This is a genomic window from Spirosoma migulaei (assembly GCF_054776855.1).
The window spans coordinates 82269-95587 of sequence record NZ_BAAHBG010000017.1; the positions used below are offsets into that span (position 1 = coordinate 82269).

The following is a 13319-nucleotide window of genomic DNA, read 5'->3' on the forward strand; positions in this document are numbered from 1 at the left end:
AATCCTACAGGTACTTTACTATAAAATTGATCAACTTTTTCACCTTCTCGGTGTAGGGCGGATAAATGAATTTCATCGTTCCAAAATCGCGTTGCATAACCCCTCGCTGATTGGAAAATTCCTGGAAGCTAAAGAAACCGTTCGATTTACCCAATCCACTGTTATTCACCCCGCCAAAAGGTAATTCCACATTGCCGAATTGGATCAATGTATCGTTTACAACCGTGTCGCCCGCCGACGTTCTGTCCAGAATATACTGCGTCGTTTTTCGATTTCGGCTGTGAATGTACAGAGCGAGCGGTTTTTCCTGCTGGGTTACCATACGAAGCGCATCGTCCAGATTGGTATATGTAAGTAGGGGTAGCACCGGGCCGAAAATCTCCTCTTTCATCACGTCCATATCGTTGGTTACGTTTTCCAGAACCGTTGGCTCAATGAAATTCTGGTCAGGATTCATCTTGCCTCCCAGCGTAACGGTAGCCCCTTTGGCAACCGCATCGTCAACCAGAGTGCGAATACGATCAAAATGCCGTTTGTTAACAATGCGGGCGTAGCTCTCGGAGGCTTCTACGAGTTTGCCGTCGGGGCTATACATGGCCGTTATCGAGTCGCGAAACGCCTGCATGAAGGGTTGTTTAATAGACTCATGGACAAGCAGGTAGTCAGGCGCAATACAGGTTTGGCCATTGTTGAGGCATTTACCCCAGGCCAACTGGCCAGCCGCCTGTTTTACATCGGCCGACTCATCAACAATGGCTGGCGATTTTCCGCCTAGTTCCAGCGTAACAGACGCCAAATGCTTTGCCGCAGCGGTCATTACAACCTTCCCGACAGTAGGACTTCCAGTAAAGAAAATATGGTTAAAGGGCAGTTCCAGCAAGGCTTGTGATACATGAGCATCACCTTCCCAAACAATCACTTCCTCGGGCGGAAACAGTTCAGAAATCATCTTTCTGATCAGGCTGGAGGTATGTGGCGTCAGTTCTGAGGGTTTCAGCATCACTACATTGCCTGCACCAATAGCGGATACCAACGGTCTGATACAAAGGACAAACGGGTAATTCCAGGGCGAAATAATGAGGACGTTTCCTTTGGGCTCATGACGGATATGGCTTTTTGTGCCAATTAGGGCCATCGGCGTAGGCAACGACTGTGGTTTCATCCATCGGTTCAACTGCCGTAGCGTATGCGTTATCTCGGCATGAAGCGCCATTAACTCACCCAGCATGACCTCCGCCGAAGGCTTCCGAAAGTCATTGTACATAACCTGCTGAATATCGGTCTCATGAGCGTTTACCCAGGTTTGAATCCGCCTGATTCGTTCAATCCGTTGTTCGGCAGTTGTCAGCGCCATCTGGGGTGCATGCCGACGTTGCCGATCAAAGGCGATCTGAATGTTTTCGTGTAAATCGGTTTCGCTGGGTACAGTGGTCATGGCATTGAGTTTTCTGTGTTCGGTTTACGGTGGGCTGGTGCCCAAGAGACGTTGGCGTAGGTCCACCCTAAATCGAAAGGTTACTGCCTACTTTTTATGCTAAAAATACAAAAAAGCGGAGGATATGGATTTAAAACATGAATCGTTTATCTTAGCTGAAACTTTAGCCACCCCAAACTGGATGACGCTCGTCAGTGACAACATCCGCTACCTACGTAAACTAAACGGCTTAACGCAGGAGCAATTCTCTCGAAAAATAAATATAAAGCGCTCGTTGTTAGGGGCTTATGAGGAGGGTCGTGCCAACCCGAATCAGCAAAATATACAGTTAATTGCCAAAGCTTTCAATACAACGGTTGAACTACTAACGCGACAGGATTTGCGTAAACTTCGCGAAACACCGAACCTCAGTATTCCACTAGGGCAAAAAACAACGGATGTGTATGCGCATCGGGATGATCGGCGCACGAATGAAACAGGTTCCGCCATTCGATCGGATGGTAAATTAGCCGACGATGATGATCCGTTTCAGCACCCCGACTTCCCCGATATATTTTCGCAGCCTTCGCCCCCGACACCCGAACCACAGCCGCTATCGTCGGTGTTGAATAAATACTACAAAACGCAGGAAGAGCCACGTCGGTCACAAGATCCACCAGTTCCTCCCGTAATCACGTCACCCGTGCGTCCCGGCGTAGGAAACGATCGTCCCCAGCCATCGTCCTTTCAACCCCAGCCTGATGTCAGGCAATCTGATCGGTCCGGTCAACAGGCTGTTGATCGGCTATTTGCTTCACAACCAGAACCACGGCCTGAACCTGTTCGTCCGAGTAGTCCAACACCACCTACCCGGCAAACGGAATCGCTGACGTTTAACAACGTATATGAGGGATCGGCAGCTTCTGCCTATTCGAATGCGCCTGCCCAAACCGTTGCGCCTACCATTCCTGTGGTTGTCCAACGGCAGTTTGCCGAATATGGGCAGCGGTATCAGCAGGCCGATTTTCTGCATCGGCTTCCAGCTATGCACTTACCAACCTTGCCCGAAGGCCATTATCGCGCGTTTGAGGCTGGCGACGACTTTAGCTTTCCTGGGGCGTTGCTTGTTGGGAAGTTTATCCGGAACTGGTTCGATATTGCCGATGGGAAATTATATGTCCTGCTTATACATCAGCCGCCCACTGGTTCTGGTATTTGCTGCCGCCGGGTCTATAACCAGGTGAAAGTTAAAGGCACTTTACTACTCACTGCCGACCGTGCCGACTTGCCAAACCGTGAAATAGCGTTAAAAGATGTGCTGGAAGTGTGGGAAATCTGCGCTTTCGTGAGCCAGCAATTACCACCTCCAGCACCAAATACGGATCGCCTACGGCAGCTTGTTGATGAACTGAGATTCGAAGTTGAACGTCTTTAAACGTCAATTAAAGGCCATTTTAGTGGTTTTTGGTCATGTTTTTTGTATGTTTGTCATAACTCTTCTGCTATGTAGCAGCAGGGGGTAGTTTGCGTAAAACCTGTATTGAAAGTAAGTATCCCAGTACTCGGCGTGGACATTCGGTAATCAAAACAGGACTAATTTTCCTGCTGATTCCGTATCGTTTTTCGTTCCTTCCTCTTTAATCGAGGCTTTGGCGTTTGGGAATCATTTTCCTGAAACCAAAGCCTCCACTGTTTCTGGCAAAGCCGACAACCCGTACTTTTGTTGGCAATATGCGTTATTTTCTACAACTGGCTTACCGGGGCACAAAGTATCACGGCTGGCAGCGACAGCCGAATGGCATCAGTGTGCAGGAGGTTCTTGAATCAGCTTTAGCAACCGTGCTCCGGCAACCCATTTCTATCGTTGGGAGTGGTCGAACCGATTCGGGTGTTCATGCTGGCCAGCAATTTGCTCACTTTGAGTTCGATGCACCCTTAACCGGATACTTGATTCGGTCGCTGAATAGTTTGCTTCCACCCGATATCGCCGTTTATGAGTGCTTTCCGGTGAGAGCAGACGATCACGCCCGTTTCACGGCTACCTCTCGTTATTACCAATACCAGATTAGCCGACGAAAAGACCCATTTCGGGATGGATTAGTCTATGTGTTCACCTTGCCGCTGGACGTAAAGGCCATGAATGAAGCGGCTGCAACGTTGCTGAATCATGCCGATTTTGAGAGTTTCAGCAAGGTGAAGACGGATGTGAAGACCTTCAATTGTCAGATTGAACTGGCTTATTGGGAGGAAAAACCCACCGGCGATTTAGTTTTTCATATTAAAGCCAATCGGTTTTTACACGGCATGGTTCGTGCCATTGTCGGTACGTTGCTGGCAGTAGGGCAGGGGCGGATAAGTAGTTCCGAATTTGAACAGATAATTCTGGCCCGGGATCGCCGTCGTGCCGGCCGGGCAGCTCCTGCCGAAGGGCTGTCGTTGATGGAAGTAGGGTATCCTGAAGAGGTGTTTAAAAAGCGAAAAAATGAGTGAAGAGTGTAGAATGAAAAATGAAGAATAGTACGGTCTACCTTTTTTATTCTTCACTTTTCGTTCTACACTCTTCACTCATTTTTTCGCTATCTTGTCACAAACAAAAATGAGTGCACTTGAAAATTGGAACGATCATATTAGCTGCTGGGGACTCCTCTCGTATGGGCGGTGAACCAAAACAGTTATTAACCTATAAAGGCCAGTCGCTGATTCGACGGGTAACCGAAAATGCGCTGGCCTTGCAACGAGGGCCAGTGGTGGTGGTATTGGGTGCCAATCGTGCCCGGATTGTGCCTGAGCTGGCTGGCTTGCCAATTACACTGGTCGATAATCCAAGCTGGCCAACGGGGCAGGCCTCATCCCTGAAGACAGGGCTGGCAGGACTTTATTTGACCCATAAAGATATTGAAGCCGTATTGGTATTGCATACCGATCAGCCACTTGTTTCTCTTGGACTACTCCTGCATATGTTCGATGTTCGGAAGGAGGAAGGGAAAAAGATTGTTGCCTGCCGTTATGATACGCAACTCAGCGTACCTGCCCTGTTCGATCGTGATTACATAAATGAACTGCTTCAGCTCCAGGGGGATAAAGGTGTGAAATGGGTCATCGGGAAGCATCGTAACGACTGCTCCGAAGTGCCATTCGAAGCCGGAGCCATCGACCTCGACTCAAAGCGAGACGTTGATTTGTTTCAACAAGCACAATTTTCTTAACCGCAAAGGGCGCAAAGTTTAAGACAAATTAGTGCTTTGCGCTCTTTGCGATAACCTTTGCGTTCTTTGCGGTTAAATCCTAAACCATGCAAAAACTCACCACTGCCCAGGAACTCCAAACGCGCCTTTCGGCTGTTTTAGCAACGGTAGAAACCGAGTTTTCACCGCTCACGGATGCTCAATTGCGCTGGAAACCCGCACCTGACAGCTGGAGTATTCTGGAATGCCTGCAGCACCTGAACCTGGCTGAACGATTCTATATTCGAAACATTCAGCATAAGGTGGATAAGCTCGGTTTACTACAGGCTAATCCAGCCGATCAGGTACTTGACAGCGATTGGGTTGGTAAAGCAATGCTGTATGCTGTTGATCCTCAGGTGAAAATGAAAATTCCTGCGCCGGGAATGGTTCGCCCACGGCCAGCCGCCGACCTGGTGCCTACGGAGGTTATGAGCCAGTTTGTGGAGCTACAAACCTTACTTCGAACTCTACTGGATAAAGCTGTTTACCTGGACTGGAATCAGGATAAGGTAATGACCCTGTTTGGTAACTGGCTCAAAATCCGACTGGGTGATGCCTTTCTGATGCTGGTGGCCCACACCGAACGACACATGAAGCAGGCCATGCGCGTAAAAGCGGAAATGGCTACTTTTGCGACTACGACTAATAACCTGTGATGAAACACTACATTACTCAAGATCCCTGGAACATTGTTGAAGAAGGGTTTTACCGTGACTTTAATGAGATTACCGAAAGCCTCATGTCTATTGGCAATGGCCGATTAGGGCAGCGAGGAAATTTCGAGGAGAAATTTACCGGCAAAACCCTACAGGGTAATTATGTGGCCGGCGTTTATTACCCTGACAAAACCCGCGTGGGCTGGTGGAAAAACGGCTACCCCGAATACTTCGCTAAAGTGTTGAATGCTGCTAACTGGATTGGTATCGACATTGATATCGAGTACGAATCTCTGGATCTGAATCAATGCGAAGTTCGTGATTTTCGGCGTGTGCTGAACATGCAGGAGGGGTATCTTGAACGATCCTTTGTAGCTGTTCTCAAAAGCGGTAAAGAACTTCAGATCAATGCCAAACGGTTCTGCTCCATTGTCGATGATGAGTCGGGGGCAATCCGTTATGCCATTAAACCGCTGAATTTCGACGCTAAAATCACCATTACGCCCTACATTGATGGCGATATTCGTAACCGGGATGCCAACTACGACGAAACGTTCTGGGATGAAGTGCGTAAGGAAACAGCTTATGGCGAAGCCTATATTGAACTTCGTACCCGTAAAACGGGCTTCCACGTGGCTACCGGTATGTGTGTGGAAATTGAGCAGGATGGCGTGAAGGTAGATTTTCAGTCGCAGCCGATCAAGTACGAAAAGTACGTCGCCAACCGCATGACCCTCGATTGTCGAAAGGGGCAGGAAACAGTTATTTACAAATACGCGGTCAACCTATCGTCGCTTAATTACGATTCGGATACCATCATCAAAGATGCTCATCAATATATCCAGCGGATCACGCGGAAGGGATTCGAGAAAATGCTGTTTGAGCAAAAGCAGGCCTGGGCGGATAAGTGGAAAACCAACGACATTATCATCGACGGGGATGTGGCGGCCCAACAGGGTATCCGGTTCAATATCTTCCAGTTGAATCAAACCTATACCGGCGAAGACGAACGATTGAACATTGGTCCCAAAGGCTTTACGGGTGAGAAATATGGTGGCTCGACCTACTGGGATACAGAAGCCTACTGCCTGCCCTTCTACCTGTCAACTGCCGACCAGAAAGTGGCCAAAAACCTGCTGGTTTATCGGTACAAACAACTCGGTAAAGCCATCGAAAATGCGCAAAAACTAGGCTTCCGAGCGGGTGCTGCGCTTTACCCGATGGTGACGATGAACGGCGAAGAGTGCCATAACGAATGGGAAATTACCTTCGAGGAAATTCACCGGAATGGGGCCATAGCCTACGCCATTTACGATTACGTTCGTTACACGGGTGATGAGCAGTATCTGGTTGAATACGGTCTGGAAGTACTCATTGCCATTAGTCGTTTCTGGAGTCAGCGGGTCAACTGGTCGAAAGCAAAAGAGCAGTATGTTATGCTGGGCGTAACTGGCCCCAACGAGTACGAAAACAACGTTAACAACAACTGGTACACCAATTACCTGGCCGCCTGGACCCTTCGCTACACGGTAGAGGCTGTTGGCAAAGTAAAAGCTCTTGACGGGGATAAATATGCTGAACTGATCGATCGGATTCACTTTCGCGAAGAGAGGGAATTGGCTACCGCTAAGCAGATTATTGAAAGAATGTACCTGCCTCAGGATGAGAAGTTGGGGGTTTTCCTTCAGCAGGAAGGGTTTCTGGATAAAGACCTGATGCCTGTTTCGGACATCCCGAAAGGTCAGCGGCCTATTAACCAGAACTGGTCATGGGATCGGATTTTGCGGTCATGTTTTATCAAACAGGCCGATGTATTGCAGGGACTCTATTTCTTTGAAGATGAGTTCGATACCGATACACTCCGGCGAAATTTTGAATTCTACGAACCCATGACAGTGCATGAGTCATCGTTGTCGCCCTGCGTTCATTCCATTCAGGCGTCGAAGCTGGGGATGAAAGAAAAGGCTTACGAAATGTACCTCCGCACCGCCCGGCTTGACCTCGACGATTACAACAACGACACCGAAGATGGTTGCCACATTACGTCGATGGCTGGAACCTGGTTGGCAGTTGTGAAAGGATTTGGGGGGCTACGTATTGAAAATGAAAAGGTTGTTTTGGATCCTTACTGTCCTGATAACTGGCAATCGCTTTCGTTCAAGATTCGGTTCCGGGGGGCCTTATTGCAGGTGACAACCACTCAGCAGGATGTAACGGTTCAAAATTCTTCAGCACAACCCATCACCATCAAGTTGAATGGTAAAGAGGTAACTGTGGCAGGAGAGGGGAAGAAAACGGTGGAGATAAAAGTCAGTAATCTGAAAGTATAGCCAATTTTTGTACCTTAACGTCATAAACGGGAAAGGACATGAACGATAATATTGTTTACATGGGCGTTAACGCACCCCGAATTCACCAGGCCATAATTGCCCAACTCGTTACAGGATTAATGAATCTGTATCGTAATCGGCAGACACAGCTTTTTGCCTACCCTGAAGCAATGATAGATCAGAGCCAAACAAGCCCTGTTCCAGATCTATTGTTAGCCAATCCTGAAACTGAATTGACCGAGGTATTGATTGAGGTGACCCATACTCAGGGTGTTAAGAAGGATACGCAGAAGCTAAAAGAGTTGATGACAACCTATGATGTACCTGAAGGATTTGTCTATGATTATAAACTGAATATCTGGCATCGGTATGAACTGGATGGTCCCGATTCTGGAGAAGAATCATCCTTTTGTCAGGCAGTTGGTCATTCGCTTAATGAGTTTTTGTTTTAACGGGTAGTTTAATTACCGATACCTAACTAGTCTCGCTGCTAAACCGGCGAGACTATTTTTATGGAAGAAAGTGTACTAGTTTTAGCGAATCATCTCCATCCTAGTTTTAGCCATCTTCCCGTATGAAATCCAGCTTGTTGTTATTCCTGATTCCTGCTTTGTTTGCGATGAAAGCGGCTCCTGCTTCTGAAACGGCCGTAGCTCCACTTACCAACGGGTGTAAAACGATTACAGGTAAACCCAAACCCTACCCCTGCGAGTTTGACCTCCTGACGCTTTGGTTTATAGGCAAAAATGGGGAGGTGCTGGGGAAGATTACACAAACAGAAAAGGCTATTAAATTACCGCAAAGCAAGGCGTTAAGCAGTTCAGTAAATACGTCTGGAGGAACACTGTTTTATAATGTATCGGTCGATTTTCGCCGGATAAACAAACCTTCCTTTATAACATCTACCTACACATTAAGTAAAGCAAGCATCACGGACCCTATTTCGCCGGGCGAGACAACGGAGATTGATAAACTTATTAAGGTATCGCCAAATATACCTCCCGCCACCATTCGCCCGAACCGAGTGATGTTTAAACTCGCTTTGAATTATGGCACGAGCGCGAATGACCCAAATCCGGTTTTAATTGCCCCAATCCAGTTACTTCAACTTGAAAACCCAACTGCGTTTACTCAACTTCCTAAAGATATTAATCATTACCGTGACCGGGCAGAAGCCTGGATGACCTTTATCGCTTCCGTAGACTTTAAGAAGTAAGTCATCTATCTGATGGTAACGCCGTCTTTTAGATACTGCATTATATTCTTCATGAATTGCCAATAACATACGAACTGATTCATAGTTTGGTTAGAAAAGCCAAACTTGACTGATGATTAAATCGCTGCTGGTTTTTATCGTCGTGCTGTCGGTGTGCACTCTCCCGACGTTTAGCCAGTTGGTGCCCAGCCCCACGGATACCAGCTACGTGATGGAGTTGCTGAAAAAAGGGGAAGTTATTGAGACGAATCAGAGTAAAGTGGCACTCACTAATTATCAGAAAGCCTACGAATTCTCAAAGAAAATAAACTACACAAAGGGCTATTTCGAAAGTGTTCGACTAATGGCTTATTTGCTGAACAACCTTGGTCGGCACGACGAAGCCCGGAAAATTGCGCAGGATGCGTTACAGAAGGCAAAGCAGGATACCTCGAAACGGAACCTGGGACTAAGCTATTTTGCATTGGCCAATACCGCTTTGTTTTCGGGTCAGCTGAGCGAAGCTATCCCCAATTATCAGCAGGCCGCTCACTATATGCGGCTAATAGGCAAGCTGAAAAACGTAGCGGTTATCAATCAAAATCTGGGCTACATCTATGAACAGCAAAAAATGTATTCCCAGGCATTAGACCAGTATAAACGGGCGCTGTCGTTCGATATTAACGATAAAAAAGATCGACGGTCTATTGCCATCGACTATTTCAGCATGGCAAACCTGCTGAGCAAACAGAATAAACTAAAGGAATCGCAGGCATATTATCTGAAGGCAAAGCAGTGGATCGAGCAGACGAATGACCTTGATTTTATGATCAATCTGTACAATAATATAGGCTATCAATACAGTGCGGAGGCACGCTATGACTCGGCCTTGTATTATCAGGGCGAAGCACTCCGAATGAGTCGGCAGTTAGGTAACCCGCGCCACGAATTGCATATGCTGATGTCGCTGGCACAAACGCACAACCGAATGAAGCAGTTTGCTCAGGCTAAAATACTGCTGAACAAATCGAATCAGATTGCTACAAAAAACGAAGTTGGTTTAGCCGAATTTAGAAATATTTACCGGGAGTATGCGGTTGCGAACGAGGGGCTTCACCAGTATAAAGCAACGGCCGAGTGGCTCGATAAATACATTGGAACCAACGATTCCCTGAATAATCAGGAAACGAAAGAACTCCTTCAAAACTATGAACTACAACTCAAACAAGCCGAGGGTCGACAGAAACTGGCTGAAAAACAACGCCAGATTGATCAGCTGGAGTTGGCCCGTCAGCAACAGAACTTCTGGCTGTTGCTGGCAGGTTTGCTGATTATTAGTATTGTTGGGGGGGGTATTTTTGGATATCTCTACTACCAGCAGCGTCAACGATCCGCCGAAAATGCCTTACTGGCTGCTGAGCGTGAACGCGAGTTGGCATTGGTACAATCTGAATTACAGGGCCAGCAGAAAGAACGGCTCCGTATCTCAAAAGAAATGCACGACGATCTGGGGGCATCACTCACAGCTATTGGATTGCTAAGTGAGGTGGTGAAAACCCGCATGGGGCCTAATACAACACCCGAAGTGGAAAAGATCTCGAGTATTTCGGCTGATATGGTCACAACGATGAACGAGATCATCTGGTCGCTTAATACCAAAAATGATAGCCTGAATGGGCTGATCGCGTACACCCGTGCCTACGCTAGTGAATTTATCGAAAATACTGATCTCATGTTACAAACTGAGGTGGAAGAGTCGCCCAGTGAAATTACGATGCGGGGTATCGACCGTCGAAATGTATTTCTGACCGTAAAGGAAGCCCTGAATAATGTAGTCAAACACGCACAGGCGAGCCGGGTTATCCTCCGAATGCAACCAGACGATAAACAGCTGTTGATCGAAGTATGTGACAACGGACAGGGTTTTACCCCCAACGCGAAATCGAATTTGCGGAATGGGTTAAGTAATATGCAGAATCGAATGGCTGAATCGGGTGGGCGTTGCGAAATTGTGCCTTCAGAAACGGGCACCTGCGTGAAAATCTGTTACCCGTACCCAATTGTCCCAGCAGAGAAAATACTACAAACGTAGTATAGCATAGAACTAAAAAATCGCTCAATATTGCCGGATGAAAACCTCCATTACGGTTGCTATCGTTGAAGATAAAGAGCCCATCCGGCAGTCGCTGGCCATTCTGGTCGATGGGGCGGATGGTTTCTCGTGCCAGGCCACCTTCGAAACGGCTGAAGCGGCCCTTGAGTATTTGCCAGGCCATTGCGTGGATGTGGTGCTAATGGACATCGACTTGCCCGGCATGAACGGTATCGATTGTGTACGGCATTTAAAGACCCGTTGCCCTGATACACAATTCATGATGTGTACCATGTACGACGAAGACGAAACTGTGTTTGAAGCCCTTAAAGCAGGTGCCAATTCCTATATTCTGAAGCGTAGCCCACCCCATAAGCTCCTCGAAGCCATCACAGAACTCCACGAAGGGGGAGCACCTATGAGCAGCACCATAGCCCGTAAAATAGCCGGTTCGTTCCATGTCAACACCTCCACGCCCAGCGAGCTCGATGTACTGACTCCCCGTGAGCGGGAAATTCTGGACCGATTAGCAAAAGGTCATAGCCACAAAGAAGTAGCAAATGAACTGTTTGTGAGCCCTACTACGGTTCGTAAACACATCTTTAATATCTACGAGAAACTCCAGGTCCACTCCAAAGTTGAGGCTGTCAATAAGTATCTGGGGAGAAAATAGGTAATTAGGATGTGAAGAGTGAAAAATGAAGAGTGAAGAATAGCTAGCGCCAGCCCTTTATTCTTCACTCTTCATTTTTTTTACTCCCTTGCCCGTTAAAAATCATACAAATGTGGTATTGTAGGCCCTTGGATGAGCCGATAGTTTTGCCTCGGTGATTGACGGTAATCGCTGAAGTAAAACAATCAAATGCCATGAAAAAGCTCATTCTTTTCTTCTGTATCCTTTTGGCGTTCAGCGCCTGTAAAAAAGGTGAAAACGACATTGCGCCGAAAAAGCCAGCCGATGCGGTGGCGGGCACCTATACATTGACCTCGTTCCGCTATGCATCTGGCTCTGATGCCATTAACCTTCCCAAAATGCCGTATACGCAAAGCGGACAAACCATTTCGGGCACGGTACAACTAACCTCAACTTCGGAGGAGACTGTCTCGCTAACACTCACGCTAAAGATTACGGGTCAGCAAAACTCAACTATAGATATTGATAATATCGAGGTCCGGAAAACCAGTGAAGCCTACGGCCTATACCTGGATGGGGAACTCGTGGCCGATGCGGATGGCAATAACATCATCTTCAATGTATCGGAAACCGATGCCCAAACGGGCGAATCGCTGGAACTGAAGTTTAACGCTACTAAATAAGCCAGCCATGAAAACATACACACGCATTTTCGTTAGTCTGCTGCTGGTTTTTAGTAGCACGCAAATCAAGGTTCAGGCGCAGGGACGCAACCAGATTTTATTTATAGGAACACCGATGGCTGTTGGTGTAGGCCGTTATAATGCAACTGGCTTTACAACAGGTCTCGACATTCGCTACCAGCAACCGTTAGGCGCCAACTTCACTATCACGGGCAAAACGGGTATGGAGTTCTTTCTGGTAAAGGGACGCTACAGAGACGATTTTCGCTACTATTATGGATCGGCCTCTGGTATCTCGATTCCTATAACGGTTGGTCCCCGTTTTTATATCATCGATGGCCTGCATGCTGGTTTGAACCTGGGGGTCGATATTGGCGTAAGCCGGATTGCGGCTACCGCCTTCCGGTTCGAACCAGCTTTTGGTTATGCTATTCGCTTGCCAAATCAGAACTACGTTGATATAGGAACCAGTTTCGTTACCAGTTTTGGCGAAGGTAGTGGAGCCTTCTCCTTCAATTTCGCGTATGGATTGAATCTGGGTCGATGAGGTACCAGTATACAAGAGCTTATGCCCCGAATGATTCACCATCATTCGGGCTTTTTTTATAGTGGCGTTTGTTCGTCGGTTGGGGCCAATTATTTACGCGCATCCGCCAGTTACTAACTAGTTCTGGTTGATGGATACCCATCGGGTTACTTTTGCTTCACTAAACAAACTGAATTCACATGGGCGAGTTTTATTCTCCTGATCATCAATACATGGTTAGCATTTGCAGTACGGAAATTCGCATGAGCCATTGGATTGATCAGCCCTATCTTGTTCGGGTTAGCGATAACAAGACTTTATTTGAACTGGAGCATCTCTGGTCTGGGTCGGGAATTCAATGGGTGAATGACTCAACGGTTACCATGTACCTGCGGCTATATCCTGGTTTACTAGCCTGTGATCTAACATTGGATGTAGCACTAAATCAGGGCCAGGTTAGTGGGGAGGCTGGTAGTTTTACTGGTACGATACCAGAAGTAGAAACATGGATAAATAGCCTTGAAAACCCATCGGAACTGTACCGGTATAAGGGGTAAACGGC

13 protein-coding genes are annotated in these 13319 nt (G+C 47.3%); 12 read left to right on the forward strand and 1 reads right to left on the reverse strand.

Annotated features, from left to right (window positions below; all coding sequences use genetic code 11):
- Nucleotides 1–4: 4 nt before the first annotated feature.
- On the reverse strand, nt 5–1435 hold the full coding sequence (locus ACYVGO_RS19235; protein ID WP_460970623.1) for an aldehyde dehydrogenase family protein: 1431 nt from the start codon (nt 1433–1435) through the stop codon (nt 5–7).
- Between the two features lie 124 nt (nt 1436–1559).
- Between ACYVGO_RS19235 and ACYVGO_RS19240 the strand changes: the two genes are divergently transcribed.
- The 12 genes from ACYVGO_RS19240 (at nt 1560) to ACYVGO_RS19295 (ending at nt 13314) form a co-directional block, all read left to right on the forward strand.
- Nucleotides 1560–2849 carry a helix-turn-helix domain-containing protein gene (locus tag ACYVGO_RS19240; RefSeq protein ID WP_460970624.1) on the forward strand — a complete coding sequence of 430 codons (1290 nt, stop codon included), beginning with the start codon at nt 1560–1562 and terminating at the stop codon, nt 2847–2849.
- Between the two features lie 296 nt (nt 2850–3145).
- Nucleotides 3146–3904, forward strand: a complete 759-nt coding sequence (truA, locus tag ACYVGO_RS19245) for a tRNA pseudouridine(38-40) synthase TruA (protein WP_460970728.1) — start codon at nt 3146–3148, stop codon at nt 3902–3904.
- A 116-nt stretch (nt 3905–4020) separates the two neighbouring features.
- Nucleotides 4021–4620 carry a nucleotidyltransferase family protein gene (locus ACYVGO_RS19250; RefSeq protein ID WP_460970729.1) on the forward strand — a complete coding sequence of 200 codons (600 nt, stop codon included), beginning with the start codon at nt 4021–4023 and terminating at the stop codon, nt 4618–4620.
- Between the two features lie 86 nt (nt 4621–4706).
- Nucleotides 4707–5297: a DinB family protein gene (locus ACYVGO_RS19255; RefSeq protein ID WP_460970625.1), complete on the forward strand. Its 591-nt coding sequence runs from the start codon at nt 4707–4709 to the stop codon at nt 5295–5297.
- Entirely contained in the window at nt 5297–7627 is a 2331-nt protein-coding gene (locus tag ACYVGO_RS19260) for a glycoside hydrolase family 65 protein (protein WP_460970626.1), read from the forward strand. The genes ACYVGO_RS19255 and ACYVGO_RS19260 overlap by 1 nt, the downstream gene beginning before the upstream one ends.
- A gap of 38 nt (nt 7628–7665) precedes the next feature.
- Nucleotides 7666–8079 carry a Uma2 family endonuclease gene (locus ACYVGO_RS19265; RefSeq protein WP_142773407.1) on the forward strand — a complete coding sequence of 138 codons (414 nt, stop codon included), beginning with the start codon at nt 7666–7668 and terminating at the stop codon, nt 8077–8079.
- A 122-nt stretch (nt 8080–8201) separates the two neighbouring features.
- Nucleotides 8202–8843 (forward strand): hypothetical protein, encoded by a 642-nt coding sequence (locus tag ACYVGO_RS19270; protein ID WP_460970627.1) that lies wholly within the window; start codon nt 8202–8204, stop codon nt 8841–8843.
- A 112-nt stretch (nt 8844–8955) separates the two neighbouring features.
- Nucleotides 8956–10914: a tetratricopeptide repeat-containing sensor histidine kinase gene (locus tag ACYVGO_RS19275; protein WP_460970628.1), complete on the forward strand. Its 1959-nt coding sequence runs from the start codon at nt 8956–8958 to the stop codon at nt 10912–10914.
- Nucleotides 10915–10951: 37 nt separating this feature from the next.
- Complete coding sequence (locus ACYVGO_RS19280) at nt 10952–11587, forward strand: response regulator (protein ID WP_142773404.1); 636 nt, start codon at nt 10952–10954, stop codon at nt 11585–11587.
- Nucleotides 11588–11781: 194 nt separating this feature from the next.
- The gene (locus ACYVGO_RS19285; protein WP_460970629.1) at nt 11782–12231 is read left to right on the forward strand and encodes a carbohydrate-binding protein; all 450 of its coding nucleotides are present in this window, start codon (nt 11782–11784) and stop codon (nt 12229–12231) included.
- Nucleotides 12232–12238: 7 nt separating this feature from the next.
- Nucleotides 12239–12778 (forward strand): hypothetical protein, encoded by a 540-nt coding sequence (locus ACYVGO_RS19290; RefSeq protein WP_142773402.1) that lies wholly within the window; start codon nt 12239–12241, stop codon nt 12776–12778.
- A gap of 179 nt (nt 12779–12957) precedes the next feature.
- The gene (locus ACYVGO_RS19295) at nt 12958–13314 is read left to right on the forward strand and encodes a hypothetical protein (RefSeq protein WP_142773401.1); all 357 of its coding nucleotides are present in this window, start codon (nt 12958–12960) and stop codon (nt 13312–13314) included.
- The last annotated feature ends 5 nt before the right edge of the window (nt 13315–13319 follow it).

Excerpts from the sequence above, each read along its gene's own strand:
- ACYVGO_RS19235 (WP_460970623.1), bottom strand. The coding sequence starts at position 1,435 with ATGACCACTGTACCCAGCGAAACCGATTTACACGAAAACATTCAGATC.
- ACYVGO_RS19240 (WP_460970624.1), top strand. The coding sequence starts at position 1,560 with ATGGATTTAAAACATGAATCGTTTATCTTAGCTGAAACTTTAGCCACC.
- truA (WP_460970728.1), top strand. The coding sequence starts at position 3,146 with ATGCGTTATTTTCTACAACTGGCTTACCGGGGCACAAAGTATCACGGC.
- ACYVGO_RS19255 (WP_460970625.1), top strand. The coding sequence starts at position 4,707 with ATGCAAAAACTCACCACTGCCCAGGAACTCCAAACGCGCCTTTCGGCT.
- ACYVGO_RS19260 (WP_460970626.1), top strand. The coding sequence starts at position 5,297 with ATGAAACACTACATTACTCAAGATCCCTGGAACATTGTTGAAGAAGGG.
- ACYVGO_RS19265 (WP_142773407.1), top strand. The coding sequence starts at position 7,666 with ATGAACGATAATATTGTTTACATGGGCGTTAACGCACCCCGAATTCAC.
- ACYVGO_RS19270 (WP_460970627.1), top strand. The coding sequence starts at position 8,202 with ATGAAATCCAGCTTGTTGTTATTCCTGATTCCTGCTTTGTTTGCGATG.
- ACYVGO_RS19275 (WP_460970628.1), top strand. The coding sequence starts at position 8,956 with ATGATTAAATCGCTGCTGGTTTTTATCGTCGTGCTGTCGGTGTGCACT.
- ACYVGO_RS19280 (WP_142773404.1), top strand. The coding sequence starts at position 10,952 with ATGAAAACCTCCATTACGGTTGCTATCGTTGAAGATAAAGAGCCCATC.
- ACYVGO_RS19285 (WP_460970629.1), top strand. The coding sequence starts at position 11,782 with ATGAAAAAGCTCATTCTTTTCTTCTGTATCCTTTTGGCGTTCAGCGCC.
- ACYVGO_RS19290 (WP_142773402.1), top strand. The coding sequence starts at position 12,239 with ATGAAAACATACACACGCATTTTCGTTAGTCTGCTGCTGGTTTTTAGT.
- ACYVGO_RS19295 (WP_142773401.1), top strand. The coding sequence starts at position 12,958 with ATGGGCGAGTTTTATTCTCCTGATCATCAATACATGGTTAGCATTTGC.